Origin of the sequence: Clostridium sp. UBA871 (genome assembly GCF_002295255.1) — a bacterium.
Classification (GTDB): domain Bacteria; phylum Bacillota; class Clostridia; order Clostridiales; family Clostridiaceae; genus Clostridium_J; species Clostridium_J sulfidigenes.
The window spans coordinates 950,984-974,768 of sequence record NZ_DBFV01000011.1 but is presented as its reverse complement, the minus strand read 5'-3'; the positions used below and the strand labels follow the sequence as shown (position 1 = coordinate 974,768).

Annotated in this window: 19 protein-coding genes and 1 other annotated feature; of the genes, 3 read left to right on the top strand and 16 right to left on the bottom strand. The window is 28.5% G+C overall.

Translation table 11 applies throughout. From position 1 onward, the window contains the following. Nucleotides 1-251 precede the first annotated feature (251 nt). Both B3086_RS17710 and B3086_RS17705 read right to left on the bottom strand, forming a co-directional pair. Nucleotides 252-2,237: an ABC transporter permease gene (locus tag B3086_RS17710; protein ID WP_346894078.1), complete on the bottom strand. Its 1,986-nt coding sequence runs from the start codon at nucleotides 2,235-2,237 to the stop codon at nucleotides 252-254. Continuing rightward, a complete protein-coding gene (locus B3086_RS17705; protein WP_346848289.1) occupies nucleotides 2,227-2,997 on the bottom strand; it encodes an ABC transporter ATP-binding protein in 771 nt (256 codons plus the stop codon). The genes B3086_RS17710 and B3086_RS17705 overlap by 11 nt, the downstream gene beginning before the upstream one ends. A 1,936-nt stretch (nucleotides 2,998-4,933) precedes the next feature. Between B3086_RS17705 and B3086_RS17700 the strand changes: the two genes are divergently transcribed. Beyond that, nucleotides 4,934-5,167, top strand: a complete 234-nt coding sequence (locus tag B3086_RS17700) for a tyrosine-type recombinase/integrase (protein ID WP_346848288.1) — start codon at nucleotides 4,934-4,936, stop codon at nucleotides 5,165-5,167. 95 nt (nucleotides 5,168-5,262) lie between these two features. Here B3086_RS17700 and B3086_RS17695 read toward each other — a convergent pair whose 3' ends face one another. From B3086_RS17695 to B3086_RS17650, 10 genes are all read right to left on the bottom strand, one after another. Further along, a complete protein-coding gene (locus B3086_RS17695) occupies nucleotides 5,263-6,321 on the bottom strand; it encodes a sensor histidine kinase (RefSeq protein WP_346876432.1) in 1,059 nt (352 codons plus the stop codon). Nucleotides 6,322-6,360: 39 nt separating this feature from the next. Then, nucleotides 6,361-7,032 carry a response regulator transcription factor gene (locus tag B3086_RS17690; protein ID WP_346848286.1) on the bottom strand — a complete coding sequence of 224 codons (672 nt, stop codon included), beginning with the start codon at nucleotides 7,030-7,032 and terminating at the stop codon, nucleotides 6,361-6,363. 89 nt (nucleotides 7,033-7,121) lie between these two features. Next, on the bottom strand, nucleotides 7,122-7,676 hold the full coding sequence (locus B3086_RS17685; protein ID WP_346848285.1) for a histidine phosphatase family protein: 555 nt from the start codon (nucleotides 7,674-7,676) through the stop codon (nucleotides 7,122-7,124). A gap of 28 nt (nucleotides 7,677-7,704) precedes the next feature. Beyond that, nucleotides 7,705-8,532, bottom strand: a complete 828-nt coding sequence (locus B3086_RS17680) for a MerR family transcriptional regulator (RefSeq protein WP_346848284.1) — start codon at nucleotides 8,530-8,532, stop codon at nucleotides 7,705-7,707. Between the two features lie 92 nt (nucleotides 8,533-8,624). Next, nucleotides 8,625-9,944: an MATE family efflux transporter gene (locus B3086_RS17675; protein ID WP_346848283.1), complete on the bottom strand. Its 1,320-nt coding sequence runs from the start codon at nucleotides 9,942-9,944 to the stop codon at nucleotides 8,625-8,627. A gap of 413 nt (nucleotides 9,945-10,357) precedes the next feature. Continuing rightward, on the bottom strand, nucleotides 10,358-12,157 hold the full coding sequence (pepF, locus tag B3086_RS17670) for an oligoendopeptidase F (RefSeq protein ID WP_346894076.1): 1,800 nt from the start codon (nucleotides 12,155-12,157) through the stop codon (nucleotides 10,358-10,360). 82 nt (nucleotides 12,158-12,239) lie between these two features. Continuing rightward, entirely contained in the window at nucleotides 12,240-12,662 is a 423-nt protein-coding gene (locus B3086_RS17665; protein ID WP_346848281.1) for a hypothetical protein, read from the bottom strand. Nucleotides 12,663-13,192: 530 nt separating this feature from the next. Further along, entirely contained in the window at nucleotides 13,193-13,522 is a 330-nt protein-coding gene (locus tag B3086_RS17660; RefSeq protein ID WP_035133205.1) for a winged helix-turn-helix transcriptional regulator, read from the bottom strand. A gap of 140 nt (nucleotides 13,523-13,662) precedes the next feature. After that, nucleotides 13,663-14,253, bottom strand: a complete 591-nt coding sequence (locus B3086_RS17655) for a TlpA disulfide reductase family protein (RefSeq protein ID WP_346848280.1) — start codon at nucleotides 14,251-14,253, stop codon at nucleotides 13,663-13,665. A 9-nt stretch (nucleotides 14,254-14,262) separates the two neighbouring features. Next, complete coding sequence (locus B3086_RS17650; RefSeq protein WP_346848279.1) at nucleotides 14,263-14,940, bottom strand: cytochrome c biogenesis CcdA family protein; 678 nt, start codon at nucleotides 14,938-14,940, stop codon at nucleotides 14,263-14,265. 201 nt (nucleotides 14,941-15,141) lie between these two features. On the opposite strand from B3086_RS17650, the gene B3086_RS17645 reads away from it, so the two are divergent. Beyond that, nucleotides 15,142-16,872: a WG repeat-containing protein gene (locus tag B3086_RS17645; RefSeq protein ID WP_346848278.1), complete on the top strand. Its 1,731-nt coding sequence runs from the start codon at nucleotides 15,142-15,144 to the stop codon at nucleotides 16,870-16,872. A gap of 96 nt (nucleotides 16,873-16,968) precedes the next feature. Here B3086_RS17645 and B3086_RS17640 read toward each other — a convergent pair whose 3' ends face one another. From B3086_RS17640 to hflX, 3 genes are all read right to left on the bottom strand, one after another. Further along, nucleotides 16,969-17,736 (bottom strand): MerR family transcriptional regulator, encoded by a 768-nt coding sequence (locus B3086_RS17640; protein WP_346848277.1) that lies wholly within the window; start codon nucleotides 17,734-17,736, stop codon nucleotides 16,969-16,971. A gap of 147 nt (nucleotides 17,737-17,883) precedes the next feature. Beyond that, complete coding sequence (gene brnQ / locus B3086_RS17635) at nucleotides 17,884-19,218, bottom strand: branched-chain amino acid transport system II carrier protein (RefSeq protein ID WP_346876425.1); 1,335 nt, start codon at nucleotides 19,216-19,218, stop codon at nucleotides 17,884-17,886. Nucleotides 19,219-19,419: 201 nt separating this feature from the next. Then, nucleotides 19,420-19,689 (bottom strand) — a binding site (T-box leader). A gap of 78 nt (nucleotides 19,690-19,767) precedes the next feature. After that, nucleotides 19,768-21,021, bottom strand: coding sequence for a GTPase HflX (hflX, locus tag B3086_RS17630; protein ID WP_414632297.1), 1,254 nt, complete (start codon nucleotides 21,019-21,021; stop codon nucleotides 19,768-19,770). Between the two features lie 638 nt (nucleotides 21,022-21,659). On the opposite strand from hflX, the gene B3086_RS17625 reads away from it, so the two are divergent. After that, nucleotides 21,660-21,986 (top strand): hypothetical protein, encoded by a 327-nt coding sequence (locus B3086_RS17625; RefSeq protein ID WP_346876423.1) that lies wholly within the window; start codon nucleotides 21,660-21,662, stop codon nucleotides 21,984-21,986. A 101-nt stretch (nucleotides 21,987-22,087) separates the two neighbouring features. On the opposite strand, the gene hcp is transcribed toward B3086_RS17625, so the two are convergent. Then, a complete protein-coding gene (gene hcp / locus B3086_RS17620; protein ID WP_035133194.1) occupies nucleotides 22,088-23,728 on the bottom strand; it encodes a hydroxylamine reductase in 1,641 nt (546 codons plus the stop codon). Nucleotides 23,729-23,785 lie beyond the last annotated feature (57 nt).

Here is a 23,785-nt window from a genome sequence, read left to right as displayed (position 1 = left end):
AGCTATATGATTCCTAAAATAATGATAAATAAAATGGATTTTTCAATAAAGTAATGATAACAGTAAATTTAAATTATTTTAATAGCTGAATAGTTACAAAAATACGTTTTATTCCATATAGTTCAAATCAATTACTTAAATGGTAACATATTCTATTATATATATCTATACATTAAAAAGAAACTACCTCAAATTCCATTTAATTTGAAGTAGTTTACTATACTAATATATTATAAAATTTAAACTTTTTATTAATTTCCTTTAATCATTTTTTTACTTCCAGAATAGGTGGCTAAGAAGTATCCACCATAAACTATTACTAATACCACCGATGCAACTATTATATGATCCACCATGCTTGCACCTCCAAATATAGCTACTATATCTGAAGCCAATTTTAATCCTACTATAGAGTGAACTATAGCTAAGGATAAGGGCATCATAAAGTAAATTGCTACTTGGGTTAATACAGAGTGATTTATCATCGATTCATCTACTCCAACCTTTCTTAGAAGATTGTATCTTTCTGTGTTATCTGCAGATTCTGATAACTGTTGAAGGGCTAATACTGCTGCTGAAGTAATTAGGAATATGATTCCCATGTATATGGCAAGGTATGATGCTAAAGCTCCTAGTCCTGTAGACTGCTCCTTAATTTCTTCCTTAGTAATATATCTAGTATTTAAATCATCATTGCCATTATATTCTCTAATATTAACATCTAAAGCTTCTCTTATCTCACTACCATCCCCAGTATAGTTTAAATTCAAATATCCCCTAGTGGGAGTTAGACCCTCTACTATAGAATCTTCTACTAAAAATACACAAATATTTTGCTTCATCATAGAAGAATAAGTTACTACCTCTAAAACATTACCATGATATGGTTTTAGTTTATTACCACCTATAGTAATTTCTTTTCCACTATCTACAGTTTCTTGTAAACTTTTAATCATATCGCTTATATCACCAAAGACCGCATATTCTCCAACCTTAAGTTTTACTTCTTCTCTATTTAACATTTTCATTATTTTATTAAAATCCGATACCTTCATAACACTAATTGGTAAATTCTTAAATACAGGATAATATTTATTTCCATCTTCTAAGCTTTTTTCACTTAAAAAATCTCTATAGTTAACTCCACTATCATATTCCTTATAGCTTACATAGTTATTTTCATATTTTGATATATCTACATTATATTTTTTTAATACAGTGTCTATATCTTCTCCTTCATTGTCCCAAAAGCTCATATCGAATTGAGTTAAATCCTCAATTTCAGTATTCATAGCGGTACTAATTCCAAGTCCTCCTGAAAGAGTACATATAGCTACAAATAGCATCAAACATATAAAGGTCATAGATATAAAGGTAGTGTTAATTTTACTATTTATTTGTCTTAACACAAACATATTTAAATTTCTTAAATAAAACTTCTTACTACTTTGAACTACCTTGAGTAAGAATCCTGCAAGGGAAAAGAAAAATAGAAATGTTCCTACAGCTCCAAGTGCAATGGCTATTAATATATTTCTATCAAAACTAGATATTCCATTTTTAAGCACTATGTAATATCCACTTCCTATAGTTATTACACTAATTATAAATACAACTACAGAGGTCCATATGTTTTTTATTTTCATCTTTTCATTAAACTTAGCAGAAGTTAATAGATTTATTAGTTTTACTTTTCTTACAATAATTGAGTTAAAAATAAGAATTATAAGGTATATAACGCCGAAGCAAAGAATAGTTTTTATAAAGGCATCCATAGAAAATATAAATCTAAACCCTGTTAAATCCACTTTAAAAAGTTTTGCTGTAACTACAGATAGTCCTTGTGATAAAAATATTCCTAATATAAGACCTAATGCTAAAGAAATTACTCCTATCATCATAGTCTCTATAAATAATAAGGAGGATAATCTAGAGTTTTCCATACCTAAGGTCATATAAACTCCAAATTCCTTTTTTCTTCTTTTAATTAAGTAATTATTGGCATAGACTATCAGAAATCCTAATATAAAGGAAATAAATATGGATGCTACTCCCATAATTTCACTTATTAGGTGGAACATATTTTTATGCATTTCACTAACTTCCATTAAAATACTTTGAGCTTCAATGGAGTTAAAGGTGTAAAAAATACATACTCCAAATACTAGAGTTAAGAAATATATGGTATAATCCTTAAAACTTCTTTTTAAATTCCTAGCAGCTAATTTAAAATACATCTCTTTGGTCACCTCCAAGTAGAGTTACCACTTCAATTATCTTATTAAAGAATTCCTTCCTTGAATCCTTTCCTCTAATTAACTCATTAAATATTTTACCATCCTTTATAAACAGAATTCTACTAGCATAGCTAGCTGTAAAGGCGTCATGAGTTACCATCATAATAGTAGCTCCTAAATTAGTATTAAGCTCCTCCAAGCTTTCTAGTAACATCTTTGCTGATTTTGAATCTAAAGCACCTGTAGGCTCATCTGCAAGAACTAAAGATGGATTTGTAATTATAGCTCTAGCTGATGCTACTCTTTGTTTTTGACCACCTGACATTTCATAGGGATATTTATTTAAGACTTCCTCTATATTTAAACTCTTAGCAACCTCTTCAACTCTTCTATTAATCTCTTTGTGATTTACCTTTCCAATAGTTAGTGCTAATGCAATATTTTCATAGGCAGTTAAGGTATCTAAAAGATTAAAGTCTTGAAATATAAAACCTAAATTTTCTCGTCTAAATCTAGCTAATCCCTTAGAATTTATTGAAGTTACATCCTTTCCTTCAATATGAATATGACCACTAGTTACCTTATCTATGGTGGATATACAGTTTAACAAAGTTGTTTTTCCACTACCGGAAGCCCCCATTATTCCTATGAATTCTCCTTCTTCCACAGAGAAACTAATATTATTTATGGCCTGAGTTATATTACCATTACTTCCATAGTACTTTTCTATATTACTTACTTTTAATACTTCTTTATTCATTTTCTTTCCTCCTGTTCTCTATACCTATATATTACATGTATAGAAAATATCCATCCATAGAAAAACCTAACAGAAATCTTACGTTTTTGTAACTAAGCTTAATATTTTTAATAATATTAGATAATTCAAGGTAAATTAAGCTTTTTATAAAAATGAAAACTCAAATATTATAATAAAATTAAAAATTATTTTTGACGAATTTTTGACGTCATATAAAAAAGAGTAGATATATTCAGTTATATTCTACTCTTTTTTATTTTAAAACAAATTCTATAAAATATATAGATTTGTTATAAACTCTTCTTTACTTGACAATAATTAATTTGAGGTGATTTATAATGAAGAAAAAAAGAAAATTAAACGTAACTGTCACTACGCGACCAAATACATCTAGATTAGTAACAGAGTCGTTATTGAGGTTAGTAGATTCACGCAAAGAAGAACTTCTACACATTTTGAAAGGAAGATAAACTTAAGGAAATTGAGTAATGATTCTAAAAATCAAGAAAAGAATTTCATTATTATTATTTTTACATTTAATGTATATAATCAATATAAAGTGTCTATAATTTATTTGAGTTCACTCTTACATGTGTTTATACAAAAGAAAAATAAGGTAGAAAGTAATATTGCATTTCTTTCTACCTTTTAATAGTTAAATTTATACTTTGAAAAAATAGTAATGAATATGTTTAAATATTATAATTTTGTTTATAATTTAGATACATCTATCCTAAACCATATTCTGATATAAGTAAAAAAATAGGGGCATTAAGAGAAACCTTATTGCTCCTATTTTTTTATACTTATTTTTATATAACTAATTGTTGATATTCTTACATTTAATGTATATAATAAAAGTTAACAGTCTGTATTTTCTTTAATTCAACCTCTACTTATATCCTATTCAGTAGAAAGAGAGCTACAGTATATATAAATATACCGTAGCTCTTTTTCTATATTGTATCTAATTGTATTATTAATCCTCTAATTAAGAGGAAGTTCTATACTACATATTATTAAACTCCCTAAAATGTTTCCTATATTAAATTTAACAGTTTTTGAATACTCATATTTACATTTGCTAATACTAACTTAGAATATAAATTAATAGTTGTTGGAATTCCTAACACCCTTAATTAATAGTTGTTCCCTTGTATATTATAATCCTACACTAACTTTTAAAATTCAATACTGTTAATTTATATTAATCATAAATATTTAGTGACATAAATAAAAGCAGTAATTTCCCTCTATAAATTACTGTTTTTTATCTTTTGATAATATACTAATGACAACCTTAACAATTCTATTTCAGGCTGCTTTCAAGGAGATTATATAACTAAGTTATGAATAATGCTGTTATTTTGTTCCTAATTTAAATACATAGTCATATTTATTCTTATTTAGGAGAACCATATGCTATTTTTATTTAATTTATAAGATATAGTAGTTTCTAATATATCTTATTCCATTGATATTAATTGTGCTGCATTCTTGATCAATAAAAAATGTAGGAGCCAGTTCATTCCCTACTAGCCTTTAATATTATCTACCTAACTTCTTACAATAAGCTATACCCTTATCTAATGTTTCCTGTCTATTCTTCCCCTGGATAAGTACATTTGTATAACCACTCTTATTCTTAGCCTCTCCTACTGCAATAACTGTTTTATATTGTCCATAATGTGCATATGGTCTTAAACAGTTTATTGTTGGACAGTTAAGCCTATCAGCTATTATCTCAGCTATTGCCTGGTCTGTTGCATTTGAATATTGTAGTGTTACTTATTAAGGCTATTATCTCACCTTGTTGAATATTTAAGGCAGTAGTATTGCTCTCTGTAACTTCTTTCATGGTAGACAATGCACTTGCAAGACTTGTAGAGTACTCTAATTCTATAGTTGGATTTATTAGACTACCCTCAATTAAGAAATGAATGCGACTACTTGCAGAATAAATTTACACTATGCATTAAAAAAATCTTTTAATGTATATATACATGAATTAAGGCATACTTACACTACATTATTAATCCAAAATGGTTTTGATTTTAAAACTGTTGCTGAATATATTGGTGATAATGTGCAAGAGGTAATAAGGACGTATAGTCATGTAAATGACGATATGAGAAAAATAGGAAATGAGAAGATAGCAGAAATTTTTTAAAATTTATTTTTGACGAATTTTTTGCCGAATTGTCTTAAATATAGTATTTTCAAAGCCTTGCAAGGATATAAACAGAAATCTTACGTTTTGTTAGGTTAATCTTTTAATATGAACATTTTATTTATAGGAAACAAGATAGATACTGTAGTACCTTTATAAGCTTTAGACCTTATCTTTATACCAAGCCCTAATTTTTCGCAGAGATTTTTACAAAGGTATAAGCCTATTCCTGTGGATTTTCCAAAGATTCTTCCATTTTCTCCGGTGTACCCTTTTTCAAATACTTTACCAATAGAGCTTTCGCCAATACCTATACCATTATCTTCTATGTTTAGAATAATGTCCTCTTCCTTTTCTATGCAATATATTTTAATAGTGTCTTGTTTTTTATGCTCTTCACCTAATGAGTTTTTTCTAACACTCTTAGGGAATTTCATATATTTAATAGAATTTGATATAATCTGATTTAATATAAATTCTACCCATTTACTATCCGCATAAACGATTTTATCTACATTATCAATTTCAATTTTAATTCCATTTTCAATAAGAACTCTAGCATTCCTTTTTATTGTTGCATTAATACAGTTTTTAAGACTTATCTCTCTAATCATATAATCCTTCTCTATATTATTACTTCTAGTATAAAAAAGAGCTTGCTCTATATAATTTTCTACCTTATCTAAATCTTCCTCTATACTCTTTGTAATGGGAGATGGGTTATTTTCTATGGTTAATCTACTAGATGCAATAGGTGTTTTAATTTCATGAACCCACAACTCTATATAATCTTTATATTCACTATTTTTAATGGTTAAAGTAGATATTTCATCATTCATAGCCTTATCTGTCTCTTGAATTACTTCGTATAAAATTCTTCCCTCTAAGAAGTTAGGCTCCTCTATAACTTCAGAAATAAGATATTTCTTATCTAGATTATTTAATCCATGTAAAAGGTTATTATAAAATTTTCTTTTTGTAAAATAATCAAATATATAAAACAGTGATGAGCCTATAAAATTTAGAACCTCCACAAAAAAAATGGCATAGATATCCACCTTTAATGCTTTTAACAATATTCCTGTAAATAGAAAAATTATTGAATTTATAATCAAAAAAACAATTTTTTCTTTTATATACTCTCTAAAACTCATTAAAATTTCCTTCCTTTAGGTTTAATTTACTTTAATGTTTTAACCTAAAATATACCCCTGACCTCTTTTAGTTTGTAAATAGTCAACAGCTCCTATTTCATCTAGTTTTTTTCTTAGCCTATTTATGTTTACAGTTAAGGTATTATCATCTACAAACTCATCAGATTGCCATAGACATTTCATAAGTTCATCTCTAGATACTATTTTTTCTTTGCTTTTAATTAATGTATATAGAATTTTACTTTCATTTTTAGTTAATTCTTGTTTTTTATCATCAAATTCTATTTCACTGGTAGAAAGATTATATTTAAGTTCTCTACAAGCAAAAATCTCCATATCATTACTTCTATAAGTTCTTCTAATAATTGATGCAATCCTAGCTAATAATATTTCAGTGTTATATGGTTTAGTAATAAAATCATCAGCCCCTAGATTCATACTCATTAATTCGTCCATATCACTATCTCTACTAGTTACAACAATAATAGGCACACTAGAGGTTTTTCTTATTTCTCTACAGATATAGTATCCATCATAATATGGTAAATTAATATCTAATAATATTAAATTAGGTTCTGCCTCTAAAGCCTCCTCTACTATGTTCTCAAAATTATCAGAGGTTATAATGTCATATCCATATCTATTTAAAAAAGTACCTAGTTCTCTTCTAATCTTTTCTTCATCTTCAATAATAAAAATCTTTTCTTTCATAAGTTAACCACCTCATCTATGATTATATCTAATTGGGTTTATTTTAACAAAATCTATTATGTTTCTTCAAAGAAAATTTTTATCTTATTCTAAGCCTTCCATACTCTCTTAATATCTACTATACTTTTTATATCATTAGTTTCAAATCTCAATAAATATACATCTGGATTACTTAAGTTCTTCCAAAAATCAAAACCTGAAACCTTATCAAAATACCTCATTATTAAAGAAAATAACTCTCCATGGGTGACTATTGCTACATTTTCCTCTTCTAGCTTTAAAATATCAGTTAAAGCTTCAATAGCCCTTTTAGTAGCTTCATTTGAAGATTCTCCTCCATGAAAGGTTATATCCATATCTTCATAGGCTTCTAATAAATAAGGTGTGTAATCATCTACCACATAAGGTATCAATAACTTTTCTCTCACTCTTTCATCAATATTTACTTCTAACCCTAAATGCTTTGCAAATGGTGTTATTGTCTTTATAGCCCTTACATAGGGACTAGATACTATATAATTAATATTATACTTTAGTAAATAGTCCTTTAATTCTAGCGCTTGATCTATACCAACCTCTGTTAACTCTGCCTCAGCTGGCTGTCCATATGCCTTACAATGTCTAATTAAATAAATGTTCTTCATGCTATCTCTCCTATATTGTCATTTAAAATTAATTATTCTCATCTATTAAAATTTGAATTTGTCCTAAAGCTTTTTCTTCTTTGTCTATCCCGCATCTTGTCATTATATATATCTCATAAAAATCCCCATTAACTATTATATTATTTTTTTCAATATACTCAACTAGCTTTCTGTAATATTTGCTTGTATCTTTATAATCGTCATCAAAGTTTATTGTAATATAATTTCCTGATTTTAGAGTAATTACTTTCTTTTCATCTATATCCATGTTTTCATTTATACTTATCATTAAATTATTGTATGTTAACATTTCTTTACTTTTAAAATCTTCATAAGATGTTGGAAAAACTAACTCTTTATTAGTGCTTCCATATTTTTTTTCTATATATCCTAAGGCTTTAGATAGATTTATTTCAAATTCTTCTGTATATCTATGGGTATTACTATATTTTATAAATTTTCTCTCAGTACAATATTTTATAAAAGGTTCATTTATTCCCTCTTTTAATACGGTTTGAATTCTATCCTCTAAAAAACATATATTATTTTTTATGCTATCTAACTCTTTTATCTTTTCTTCTACTATTTCTTTTTGCTTTGTTATTATTTCTAAAATAGAGTTAACGGAAGTATAATTATTCACTAGTATTTTTATTTCATCTAGAGATAACCCCATAGCTTTACATTGTTTTATCAAATCTAAAATTATAAAGTGTTTTACTGAGTAGTATCTATACTTACTCTTTTCATTTACATAAGCCGGCTTTAACAATCCAATTTTGTCATAATGCCTTAATGTTTGTATAGAAATATTATGTAATTTAGATACTTCACCAATTGAAAATCTTGTATCCATATACTCTCACCCCATTATTATTATATCCTAAATTTCAAAAATAGGCTGTCCAAAATCCTTAAATTTTGGACAGCCCTCTACTATTCTAAATTTTATGCACTTAATACTTCTTTAGTAGATACTCTTATATTAGCCACTATACTTATAGTTATAAATGTAAGGCTTTCCGATAATATTGTACCTGCCCAAATTCCATTGGCTCCAAAGACTTTATAAAGTATCATTAGTGAAATTGGCAAGTATATAACAGACCTTAAAAGACAACTTAAATTTGAGTATTTTGGCATCTCTAAGGCTTGGAAATAAACTAATGTATTTAAATTTATTCCAACGGCAAAATAACTTACACTTGCTATTCTAAGTGCTATATATGCAAGATTTGCAATTACAGGATCTGCTGTAAATATACCTATAAGTGCTGGACCAAATATAAAACATATTATAACAGAGAAACCACTAATTATTGTTGAAGATATACATGTTATCTTGAAAAATCCTAGCATTTGTTCTCCATCTTTTTTACCAAAATTATAGCTTATTAGAGGTTGTACTCCTAAAGTCAAGCCATAAAGAACCATATATATATTTGTTGTTATATAGTTAATTATACTATAGGCTGAAATTCCTTTTTCTCCAAGAAACATAACTAAAACAATATTATGTATTAATACCATTATTGAATAACTTCCTTGAGCAAAAAAAGACGGAAATCCTATTAAACAAAATTCTTTTAAATCTCTTTTATTTATTTTTACATTACCAAAGGTTAAATAACCTTTCTTCATAATAAAATGCGGCAATAACACAGATACTGTAATAATTTGACCAAGACCTGTAGCTATTGCAGCTCCCTTTATACCTAATCCAAATTTAAATATAAATATATAATCTAAGATAATATTAGTTACTGCTCCTGCAATTGTTGATATCATGGAAAGCTTTGGCCTTCCATCATTTCTTACAAAACTACTTAGTACTATTCCTATCAAGTTAGGGATACAAAAGATTGCATAAAATCTTAAATATTCCACTGCTAATCCTTTCAAACTAGTTGTTGCTCCTAAAATAGTTACTATTTGTTCTGTGAATATAATACAGGTAATACTTATAATACCGCTAGCTATTAAAAGAAACTTAAATACTTGTCTAAAAATAATTACTGCTCTATCTATATTCTTTGCACCTATGTTTTTAGACACTAAAGTTCCTCCACCTATGGCAAACATTGAAGCAAGTCCAAATAACATAACTGTAAAGGGAAGTACAATATTTACTGATGCCAATGCTAAATCACCAACACCTTGACCAACAAATATTCCATCTACTACTGTATATAAAGATGATATGAACATGGCAAGGGCAGAAGGCACTGCATATTTAAAAAACTCTTTCAATCTATTCTCTTTTTCCATACTTTATTCTCCTTTGTTTTTTATACTACCTTATACATAATAAAGTCTATCCTTAGTATAGAGTCAATAGTTTTTTCATATATATCCATAAATTATATATCTATCTAATGAATAGCTTGTTATTATCTTTAGAAAAGACTGCAGTAAAGAAAAAAATTTCATAAATAATCAAAGAATATTAGTAAACAGCATATATTATAATCACTTATCATTTAATATGAAAAAATGCATTAGTGAACTTTAATATAGTTGATAATTTTCTAAACACATAATAGCAATTTTTATATTGCAATAAAAAATAAAGATGATTTCAAAGTACATAATTACTTTAAAATCATCTTTATTTACTATTATAACCTAAAAAATCTTAATATATTTAAATTCACTTTCCAATATTCCAGGTATAATTTTTCTTATAATTCTTTTTCAAGCATAGCCAAAAGTTCATCAAATCTATTAATAGTATCTTCTAAAGGCTTTGGTGTAGTCATATCTACCCCAGCCTTTTTTAGTATTTTAATTGGATAGTCACTACATCCAGCTTTTAAGAAGCCTTTATATTTTTCAACTGCCTCTTCCCCTTCATTAAGAATTTTTTCATAGAAAGAGTTAGCTGCTGCAAAACCTGTTACATATTGATATACATAGAAATCTCTATAAAAATGAGGAATCCTTGCCCATTCAATGTCAATTTCACTATCCACTACCATAGTATCTCCAAAGTAGTTAACATTTAAGTCATGATAAATCTTGCATAAATCATCACTAGATAAAGCTTCCCCCTGCTCCATTTTTTCATGGACAATCATTTCAAACTCTGCAAACATGGTCTGTCTGAATACAGTAGTTCTAATTCCTTCAAGTTGTTGATTTATTAAATATAGTCTTTTAGCTTTATCTTTTTCATTTTTTATTAAATAGTCTATCAATAAACACTCATTAGTAGTAGATGCAACTTCAGCACAGAATAATTCATAATCAGCATAGGTATATGGTTGATTATTTCTTGAATAATAGGAGTGTATGCTATGCCCCATTTCATGAATTAAAGTAGATACATCATTCACTTGATTTTTATAGTTTAATAAGATATATGGCATAGAGGTATAGCTACCACTAGAGTAAGCTCCTCCTCTTTTTCCCTTGTTCTCATAAACATCAATCCAACCTTCTTTAACACCTTTACTAAAGATATCAATGTACTCTTTCCCCATTGGATCTAGAGCTTTTTCACAAAGAGCTACTCCTTCTTCAAAAGCTATATTAAACTTTGGTGCATCAATAATTGGCACATATAAATCATACATATGAATTTCATCTAAGTTAAGTAATTTCTTTTTTAACTCTACATATCTGTGAAGAGAATCTATTCTTTTATTCACTGTGTTTACTACATTTTTATATACTTCCACAGGAATTTTATTAGGTTTTAAAGATGCTTCAAGACAAGAGTTATATTTTCTAATTTTACTTTCAAAAATAAAGTTCTTAACAGAAGCAGTATACGAAGTTGACACGGTATTTTCATAATTCTTATAAGTTTTAAATAGCACCTCAAAGGCTTCTTTTCTGACTTTTCTGTCTTTACTTGTGATAAATACTGAATAATTTGAAGCTGTAAGCTCTACTTCGTTACCCTCTTCATCCTTTATTTTTGGAAAAGTTATATCAGCATTAGTAAGCATAGTGAATATATTACTTGGCGCACTTAGACAATCACTAACATTTGCTAATATATTCTCTTCTGCTTCACTTAAAATATGAGGTTTACCTTCAAATATATTTGTAATATATCTTTCATAATGTTTTAATCCAGAAGTATTTTCTATAAGCTTCTTAATATCTTCCACTTCCATAGTTAACAGTTCTGGAAGGAAAAATGAAATTAATCCACTAAATTCAGCTCCAAAAGTAGATATTTTATCCATCATAACTTGATATTTAGAATTAGATTTATTTTCATCACTTCTTAAGTGAGCATATACTACTAAATCCTCATATAAACTTGCCATCTCTTCATATTGATGTAAGTAATCTAATAGTTTAGCTCCTATACTAAGGTGTCCCTTAAATTCTAAAAGACTTGGAGATTTTTCCTTTAATTTTTTAAAATCTTCTTCCCACTTTTCATCAGTGGCGTACATTTTATCTACTTTCCATTTATATTTTTCTTCGACTTCTTCTCTTGTCTTTATCTTTTCCATTGTTACCATATTGCACCTCCATATTACTATTTAATGATAAAATTTTCCTTAATCACTATTATACCCTAATACATATTTTTTTGTAAAATATCTACTTCTTTTTACATAAGCCTCTAGTGTTTTCAATAACAGCTGCTCTAATTTTCTCCTTTATGTATGGATTGTTATATATATGATCAGAGTTAAATTTACAACTATTCATTAATGAAATAAAAGTAATTCTTCTATTTCCTTTATTTAATCTAGCTATGGCTCTATCTATTTTTTTATCTATAGCTTGAATTTCCTTTTCAAACTTTATTTTTTCTAAAATATATCCTCTTAATTCAGGATACTTAAAAACAGTAATATTAGTAATATCAGCTACCTTTACTACACTGGCAAAAACTAATCTATCTTCCTTAGAAATTATAGCTTTGATTGCTTCATCTATGTCTAATTTATACTTACTTAAATTATCTGCATTCTCCACATCATTATAAAATTCATTATCTTTAGTTATGTAGTTTTCCATCTTAAGCTCCTTTTTAATCCTCTTATGTGTTTGCTTTTTAACTTATCATACTAATAAAAAGAACTAACAATATAGCTATTAAATCTTCATATTTTAGCATGTTTTTAATGCTCTACTTAAATGACAAACCCCTGAAACCCGCATGAACAGAACAACTATTTAAATAGTTATATATTTATATAGTTACCTATTTAAATAGGTATATTTTAAAATAGATTCATATTTAAATAGCTTAAATTATCATTACTAATAATCATTATAACTTATTTTATTAATACTTTAAAACCTGAATTTAATTGTAAGCTTAATATAAAAGGATATCTTAGCTTATTAACTTTAATAGCTTTAAGATATCCTTTTTATTTTGTCCGATGACTACCAGCTCTAATACTCCCATCTTCTTCAAAGTGGGAGTAAAGAGCAGTTACGTCCCTGGATAACGATTTCTAAGCTTCATTGGGAGTTAATACTCCCTCTGAAGCAAAGAACTCTGTTTATTAATTTTGATTTCCCTCATTTATATTATAATCTTACTTGCAAGGCAAATTTTTTTCACCCCATAAAACCATTTGCTCAATAGTTGGGAGTAAGGATTTCCCCTTAGGTGTAAGATAATAAACTGACTCTACTTGATTGTTATTTATCTCTTTTTCATTATCTATGATCTCGCTATTTATAAGAATTTCTAGCTGCTGAGATAGCATTTTCTTGCTACAGCCCTTCATTCGACGATTTAATTCTCCAAATCTTTTACTATCCTTACTTAGTGACCAAATTATATTAGCTACCCACTTCTTGCCTAAAATATTTGCTAAAGCTTCTACTGGGCAGTGATATTCTTCATTATTTGCTACAAACATAACTTCTCTCCTTTAGTATATACCTCTAAAAACTTTTATATAATTAAATAAGTATACGCTACTAAGTCTATATTATACCTGTATCATTTTTCTTTAGCTACTCTTAATACACTTTTTTCACTAATTATTAATAGTTTTATCTATTTCTTAATCCTCTCTATCATAGCCTCTAAAAATTCTTCATTGACTATACCAATTCTTTCCATAGTAATGAATCCTTCCTTATCGATAAAAACAGTTCTTGGTATACTTGCAACATTGTATTTATTAGCAAAATCTAAATCCTTATCATATAAAGTGAGCATATCATATTCATTATCTACCATGAACTTTTTAGCACTTTCTGCAGTTTCTTTTTGTCCATCTGTCATATTTATCATTAATATTTTAACATTGTCTCCATATTTATTATTTGCTTCTTTGAATAGCGGCATTTCACTCTGGCAAGGTCCACACCAACTAGCCCAATAGTTTAGTACCACTGGTGTGCCCTTGTAATCTGATAGTTTAACTTCCTTTCCATCTTCATCATATACTGTAAAATCTACAGCTTTGGCCTTTGTATCCTCTGTCTTACCTTCCTCACCAGTGATAAGACTATCACTTATTCCTTTATTGTTATTTTTCTCATTTTCATTATATCGAGATGATAGTTCATTATATCCTAGATAAACTAATATAAAAAATATAATGAAACCTATAATCCATATAATTATATTCTTATTTTTCATAACTGCCTCCTAAAAACTTAAAATTGAAAGTATTTTATTTAAATATCCTGTCATCATTGCAATTCCAATAACTACAAGAATTAGTCCAGAAATCCTATTAATTATTTTATAATTTCTTTTTATAAAATCTAAGGTTTCCTTTAGCTTCCCTATCAAAATAGCAGATATAATAAAAGGGATTCCTAATCCTATACTATAAATGAATAGCATTAAAGTGCCCTTTAAAACTTGCTGACTATTAGCAGCAATCATCAGGGCTGATCCTAAAAATGTACCTACACATGGCGTCCATCCGATGGCAAAAACTACTCCAAATAAGATTGAAGAAATAAATTTTAGAGACTTAATCTTCATATCCATCTTAAAACTTCTCTCTAAAAATGAAATTCTAAGTAAACCCATGTAGTTTAGACCAAATATAACTATTATTGTTCCACCTATTATATTAAGTAGTGTATAGTAATTTCTAATAAAGCTTCCAAAAGTCCCTGCTAAGGTTCCTAACAGTGTAAATATTATTGTAAAACCAATTACAAATCCTAAAGCATTTATTAAAGTATTATTTTTCTTTCCATCTTCTAAATTATTATCTCCCGCAAAGTAAGAAATATATATAGGCAACATTGGTAAAATACATGGAGATATGAAGGTTATAATTCCTTCTAAAAATAATAAAATATATTCCATATCTTACTCCTTTCAAAGTTATTTACACTAAATATATCAATATACACTTAACCTTTCAATTGGTCACCTTTTAGTAACCTTTATTATGATATACCTATATGTAATAATTAATTCTTAATAATGTTAAACTTTATAAATTCATTGAAACATATTAAATAAACTTAAATACACTAATATTAAGTAATGAATAGGAGAGTATTTATGAGTGATTTCAAAGAATCTTGCGTAGATTTATATCCAGCTCTAACAAATACACAAAAAGGAAGCCTATATGGATATATTAATTCTAAAGGAAATTTTATTATATCACCTAGCTTTTCTACAGCATCAAGCTTCAATGAAAATAGATTAGCTATAGTTTGCAAATATAATAATTGTGGGGTTATTAACATTAATGGGGAATATGTAATTCCACCTATATATAATTCTATAGAACCCTTTGTTGAATCTAGAGCTGTATATGTACAAGGAGACATTATGGGTGTTATAGATGAAGGTGGAAAAATAATTACTAAAAATCCATATACCTTTATCTCTAGCTATAGTGATTCTCTAGCCCTTGTTAGTATTAAAACTTCTTCAGATGACCAACTATATGGTTATATAGATATGGATGGTAATGAAGTACTACCACCAAATTATTTGGAAGGTAGTGACTTTAAAAATAACTATGCACTAGTTAAATCTCGTGATGGTACCTATCAAGTAATTGATAAAAGTGGAACTATTATTACAACCTTTCCTTATAAATTTGTAGGTAATTATAATGAAGGTGTATTTACTTTTTCCGAAAGTCTAGGAGGGCTTATTGGTTATGTAGACATATATGGTCGTGTTCTTATAAAGCCTAAATTTACATCTGCTTCTCCTGTAAATGATGGATACATGGTAGTAAGCACCGCACCTAATTATAAAGGTAATTATGGAGTTGTAACTTTATCTGATCATATTCTATATCCTTTCATTTATGACGACATAAGATATGTTGGAGATAATAGATTTGCCCTAGGCATTTATCGTGGTAATAATGTTAATACTTCTTTTAATAGTATCTACGCGTTAGGAGACAACAAGGGCAATACCCTTACAGATTTTAAATTCTTATATATTCAAAAATTTAAAAATGGATTAGCCTCTGCTTATAATCTTGAAAATAGTTTCTTTATAGACCTTAGTGGTAGAATTGTTAGAAACTTACCTGTAGTTAAAGGAACTGGCACCTTAGAGCTTCAATGTGACATTGTTTATGCCGATATAGACTATATTCCTTATTACCTGAATACAAAGGGTGATATAATCTATAAACCCAATAATCGAATTAAATTAAATGATGAATATACTATACTAAAACTAAAATATAAGCCTAATGTAGATTATTTAGTATATTATCCTCAAATTAATCAGTCTACTCCATCTACAGTAATTGAAAACATCAATTCAAAATTAAGGGAATTGTGTGCTCTTAAGATAGTTGATCGTAATGAAGTTTTAGATTATAATCTCTATGGAAATTTTGAAACTTTATTCTTTAAAAAAGACTTATATATTCCAGAAATAAATACCTATTATTATCCTTTTGGCGCTGCTCATGGAATGACCGCTAGAAGCACACCAAATATTAACTTAAAAACTGGAGAGTTTTATTCCTTATCTGATTTATTTGATTGTACTACTCGTTGGATAGATGAAATAAATAAAATCATAGAAAATATGATAGAAACTGACCCTCAATATTCTTATGTATATGAAGATGGATTTAAAGGTATTACTAGTAACCAGAATTTTTATGTAGATGAAGATAATCTATATATATTTTTTGCACCTTATGAGATTGCACCTTATGCTGCTGGTTTTGTTACCTTCAAAATTCCTTTTGCAGATATAGATTCTCTACTTTGTAAAAAGGGAAGTTTTTATAACTCATTTAATTGATAAATAAGGGTGTCTCCAAAGCCTTACCTTAAGTTTATTTTAGTAAACTTATACTTTGGAGACACCCTTTCATATCCTTAAATTTTAATGTTTATATTAATATTTATCAGTTCCTGTATATATGAATATAGCATCCCTTAAAAAAGCTGCCATTCCTGGTTGTTTAGCATCATAATATGCTGTAAATCTTTCATCATCCACATACATTTGGGCAAGTCCTGCATGGGCTTCTTTACTGTAACTGCTCCAGTAATATTCTATCCATTTGCGATGTAATTCTGCTGTTTTCTGAGCTAGTTCTCCAGCTGGATTACCTGTTTTAAAAGCTGCTGATAAAGTATTCATAATTTCTTCTGCCAGGTTTGTTACTTCCTCATATTCTTTTTCTGACATATCTTTTACTTTTGCATTAGATTTATTTACTTCCTCATCACCATATTTTCCTCTTATTTCTTTACCGTATTTCTTCTCATTTTTATCTATTAGTTTTTGTTTGAACCCTTCAAACTTTTCTTTATTACTCATCTTAATTCCTCCTTTTTTGTTAGCTATGGTCTTTTCAACATTAGCTATTAACAAATCTATTTGTTTTCTTTTTTCAAGGAGTTTAAGGCGATGTTCTATAAGTGCATTAATCCCATCAAAGGAAGGTTCATTTATTATATTTTTTATATCTATTAAACTAACCCCTAATTCTCTATAAAACAGTATTTGTTGCAGTCTATCAAGTTCTGCTTGCCCATAAATTCTATATCCTGATGAATTAATTCTTGCCGGCTTAAGAATTCCTATTTCATCATAGTATCTAAGGGTTCTTGTACTTATCCCTGCTAACTTACCTAAATTTTGCACTGTATATTCCATATTCTCACTCCTCCTAATATTCAATATACAGCTTTACGTAACGTGAATGTCAACAGTTTTATTAAAATTATTCCCCTTATAATTTTAATATACTTATCCCATGTCTTTCTTCTAGTTTATGTTGGAAATTATAGTTATAGAGTATTTTTATAATTCACTTACTTTACTATAGCTTATTTTTTCTTCAACTAACTTGTATACAGTTCCAAGTATTATACCAATTAGCGCTGGCACCACCCATCCTAATCCTTTAGAATAGAGCGGTAACTTGATAAATAAATTCACAATAAAGTTCCATTGTATTCCAACTTGCCCTAATGCATCAGCTACACTTATAATTCCCGTAAACAATATTGTTAATCCATATACCACTGTACTTCCATTAAAAAACTTATCTAGCATTGCAAGGACTATAAGCATTATTGCTATTGGATAAATTGCATTTAATACTGGTACTGATATAGCAAGAATTTTTGTTAATCCCATATTGGCAAGAATCATACTGGAAAGTGATAATATTCTAACCCAATTTTTATATGATAATTTACTATTTAATGCGGAAAAGTATTGACTACAGGAAGTTATAAGTCCAACACAGGTTGTAAGACAAGCTAATGTAAATATCACTGCTAACAGTACAGCACCTGGTTTTCCAAATATATAAGTCATGATATTTGTTAAAGTTTGTGCTCCATTTTCAGTAGTTCCAAATCTTCCTCCACTAGTTGCTCCTAGATGTGCCAGTATAGAATAAACTACTATTAATAATCCGCCTGCGCCTACACCAGCCTTTACAGATGTAGAGATAATTGCTTTTTCATCCTTAATTCCTTTAGATTTTATAGCTAAAGCTATAACTATTCCAAAATTTAAAGCGGCTATGGTATCCATAGTTAAGTATCCATCTAAAAAGCCTTTAACAAAAGGTGAATTTACATACTCTTCTGTGGCTACCCCATAACTACCTAATGGTCTGAAAATTGATGCTATAAAAATTAGTGAAATTAGTACTAATAGGATTGGTGTCAAAAACTTACCCATACGATCCACTAATTTAGCAGGGGTTAATGAAAGCCAATAAGCTACTGAAAAGAATATTAAAGTAAATATAAAAAGTGCCCAGATTTTTGATATGCTTTCTGGCAAATATGGTGCTACAGCCATTTCAAAAGGTAAACTTCCAGCTCTTGGAATACCTAAACAAGGTCCAATAGATAAATATATAAGTACTGTAAATACCCCTGCAAATAACGGATTAACTCTTTTAGCCAAATTATGTAGTCCCCCTGATTTAGCCACTGCAACTACTCCTAAAACAGGAAATCCTACTGCCGTTATAAAAAATCCTGCCATAGAAATCCAAGTTGCTCCCCCTGCTAATTGTCCTAGAAATGGTGGAAATATTAAATTTCCGGCTCCAAAGAATAATGAGAAAAGCATTAAGCTTATTAATACTAAATCTTTTTTTGATAAGTTATTCATTTTTATTCCCCCTCGTTTATGCTGTGAATTTTCTACTAGCTAATAATATCACCTTGTATATCCATAATATTCCCCCTTTTCAGTTTATTAGCGCCTTGCTTCCCTTCTTTTAGCACTGATATACATCCAAAAGATTTTCTATGTCTTTTCTTTCTTACATTTTTAATTCTAATGTAAAATAAAAAACCCGTCCCTTGAAAAACAAGGGACGGGTTAAACCGCGTTACCACCCTAATTCTGTAAACAAATCTAAAAACAATACATTAATAGATTCAATTACAACACTTAGATACGTATCTAACAATACGCTTTTCTTTTAACGGTGAAAGACTCCGGCAAAACCTACTAAAATATTTCGGCGTTGCTTCTCAGAGATGATTTTCAGTTGTATATTGAACATTGGCTTTCAGCAAAATGCCAACTCTCTTTGGAACAAAAATACTACTTACTTTTTCTCTTCATAGAATTTCTTGAATTTATATGCTATTAATATTATATGCATATTGAACTTCTGTCAATACTTTTTAATATTTTTTAATTATTTTTAATTTAGCCTATTACATATTCCCTATATTTTTCATAATCTATATTGGAACACTCAATAGATAACTCAGTACCATCATTTCTATATTTTCTATCTATAACTCTTGCATTATCATTTAAATAAGATAACAAATTTCCTTTATCATAAGGTATAAACATATTACAATTTATATAATTATTAAATACCTTATTAGATATAGTTTCTACAAGTTTATCTATACCTAAATTTTTCTTTGCTGATATATAAACTCCATTTTTTTCAGTTAAATAATAATCTACTAAGTCAATCTTATTATAAACATAAATCATAGGAACTGATTCTGCTCCTATCTCTTTTAATGTTTCATTTGTTACTTTAAGATGATGTTTATAATCTGGATTAGAAATATCTACAACATGGAGTAATAAGTCAGCTTCACAAACTTCCTCTAGGGTAGATCTGAAAGCCTTTATTAAATTGTGTGGTAAGTTACTTACAAACCCTACTGTATCTGACAATAAAAATTTTTTATTATCATCTAACTTTATGCTTCTTATAGACGTTTCTAAGGTTGCAAACAGCATATCTTTTTCAAAAACCTTTTTTTCTTCACTATCTTTAAATGTATCTATCATACTATTCATAATTGATGATTTCCCTGCATTAGTATATCCAACTAAGGCTATTTGGGGCACACTAGACTTTCTTCTTAAGTTACGCTGTGTTTCTCTTTGATGTTTTAACTCTTCAAGTTCCTTGTTTAAGGCAGCTATTTTGGCCTCAATCTTTCTGCGATCAAGCTCTAACTTTTTCTCTCCAGCACCTTTGTTTTTTGTTCCTACACCTCCACTTTGACGACCTAAATTTTCATTAGCCCCAATTAGTCTTGGTAATAAATACTGAAGTCTTGCTACCTCTACCTGAAGTTTTGCTTCTCTAGTTTTTGCTCTTTCAGCAAATATACTTAGTATTAGTGCAGTTCTATCTATAACTTCACATTCAATAGCCTTTTCTATATTTCTTAATTGTGATGACGATAGCTCATTATTAAAAATTACTATGTCTACTTCTTCACTATTTACTAATGATTTTAATTCATCTAGCTTTCCACTTCCAATATAATGTGCCTTATTGATTTGTTTTGAATTTTGTACAAGCTCTCCTATAGCTTCAATATCACAGGCCATACATAAATTCTTAAGTTCAACCATAGATTCTTCAAATCCATTTTCATTATTTATATTTATTCCTACTACTATTCCTTTTCTTTCCATTTCCATAATCTCCTTTAATCATACTATTTAAGCTACTATAGTACGGATTCATGATTATAGAATTTTAACTTTAAAGTTTACTTCTTTAAAGAAATCTCCATGATATATACGGAGTAAATTCTACTATCTAAATCATATGTTTAGATAGCCACATTTAAGGCAACTCATAAATCCACCTTTTAGCCTCTTAATCTAACACTAAAAATTCCACTCTTAATTCTCATCTTACACGCCTCCATAACCCTGAATTATTTAATAAAAAAATACCTTGGCATAGAAAATTATCCATTTCTCTGCTCAAGGTATTATAATTACTTAAATAAAATATTATAAATTACATAAATAAAGCCTTAAATAACCCTATTATTATAAGCAGTATGGATTTTATTAAATTTCTTTAAAACTATAAATAATTTTTTCATTTCATACCGCTCCTTTTCTTTGTAATCATTTACCAATAATATAGCATACATTACTTAAGTTGTAAACATTATAATAAATTATTTTATTTCTTAGGTCTACAAAATTTATATTTTATATTTCTTACTGATAATCATTTTAATGAATTATTAATTGCAAATCACTTTCATTTTATGTATAATACATGTTAAATAACCATAAACTTACCTAGAGGAGGTAATAAAATGTCTGTATATCAAATAACTTATTATATAGCTGAAACTCATAATCATGAATGTGATCATGATCACCAGCATGATGAGAATTGCAACCACGACCATCATCACCACCATAGTAATCTGCCTAGAAAAATTAAATCTTTAGGGTCTTGGGCAAACATTATGCCAACCACATTTCTTTTACATACTGAAATGAATTCTAAGGATATAAAGCTAGCTTTAGATGAAGTAAAAGAAGATAATGAAATATTTTTCATTTCTCAAGTTACTTTGGATAATGATGGTTCTATGCATCCAGGTGCCTTAGCTTGGATTGAATCTCGTCTTAAGTAAAAGAAATATATACTAAATTAAGAGGTCCACTAGAATATTAATTTTAGTGAACCTCTTTTAATAGTTACATATTGGGCTTAATTATATATTTATTTTTTCAACTACATTTCCATGAACATTTTCATATCATCTTCTACGTTAGTTATTCCACCTATTCCAAAATTTTCAACTAAAACATTAGCTACATTTGGAGATAGGAATGCTGGAAGCGTTGGTCCTAAGTGAATGTTTTTTACTCCTAAGTGTAGTAGAGATAATAAAACTATTACAGCCTTTTGCTCATACCATGCAATGTTAAATGCTATTGGTAATTCATTTATATCTTCTAACTCAAATACTTCTTTTAATTTTAAAGCAATTAATGCTAGTGAGTATGAATCATTACATTGACCTGCATCAAGTACTCTTGGAATTCCTCCAATATCACCTAAGTCTAACTTGTTATATTTATATTTCGCACATCCTGCAGTTAAGATTACCGTATCTTGTGGTAATGCCTTTGCAAAGTCAGTGTAGTATTCTCTTTTCTTTTGTCTACCATCACAACCTGCCATCACAAAGAATTTCTTTATAGCTCCAGTTTTTACTGCTTCTACAATTTTATCAGCCAAGGCTAATACTTGATTGTGTGCAAAACCTCCAATGATTTCACCATGTTCAATTTCTATTGGAGCTTCACAAGTTTTAGCTAATTCTATCAATGCTGAAAAATCTTTATTTCCTTTTTCATCAGCTGCAATATGTGTACATCCTGTATATCCTGCAGCACCTGTAGTAAACACTCTTGCTTTGTAGCTATCTTTAGGTGGTACTATACAGTTTGTAGTCATAAGAATTGGTCCATTAAAGCTCTCAAATTCTTCTGTTTGCTTCCACCATGCATTTCCATAGTTTCCTATGAAGTGTGAGTACTTTTTAAATGCTGGATAGTAGTGAGCTGGTAACATCTCTGAGTGAGTGTATACATCTACTCCTGTACCCTCTGTTTGAATTAATAATTGCTCTAAGTCTTTTAAGTCGTGTCCAGACACAAGAATTCCAGGCTTATTACTTACTCCAATATTTACTTTTGTAATTTCTGGATGTCCATAGCTTTCAGTATTAGCTTTATCAAGTAATGCCATACCGTCTACTCCAACTTTACCAGTTTCTAATGTTAATGCTATATATTCATCTATTGTTATCTTATTATCTGCTGTTGCAGCTAAAGCTTTTTGCATAAATGCACATATGGCTTCATCATCATATCCTAATGCATTAGCATGTTTAACATATGCAGCTAATCCTTTCAATCCATAAGTTATCATTTCTCTTAAACTTCTAATATCTTCATTATCAGTAGACAGTACTCCTACTAAACCAGCTTTACTATCCATTTCAGCTTCTGTTTTAGCTGTCCATAATGCAGCGTCACTTAAATCTTCTTTATTGCTTAATTTTGAAAGTAATTCTTCCTTAAGATTTAAAGTTTCTTTAACCATTTTATAGAATACCGCGTCATCAAAATTTGCATTTGTAATTGTAGTGAAAAGATTCATAGTCACAGCTCTATTTATTATATTAGAAACAGTTACTCCTTCTTCCCTAGCTCTTGTAGCTACTTCTGATAATCCTCTTGAACTGTATATTAATAAGTCTTGAAGTTTTGCAAGATCAGGAGTCTTACCACAAACTCCTCTTACAGTACATCCGCTGCAACCAGCTGCTTCTTGACATTGAAAACAAAACATCTTATTCTCCATATTTAACTCCCCTTTATTTCTTAATAATATTTTTTACTTTGTTGATTTAATAATTGA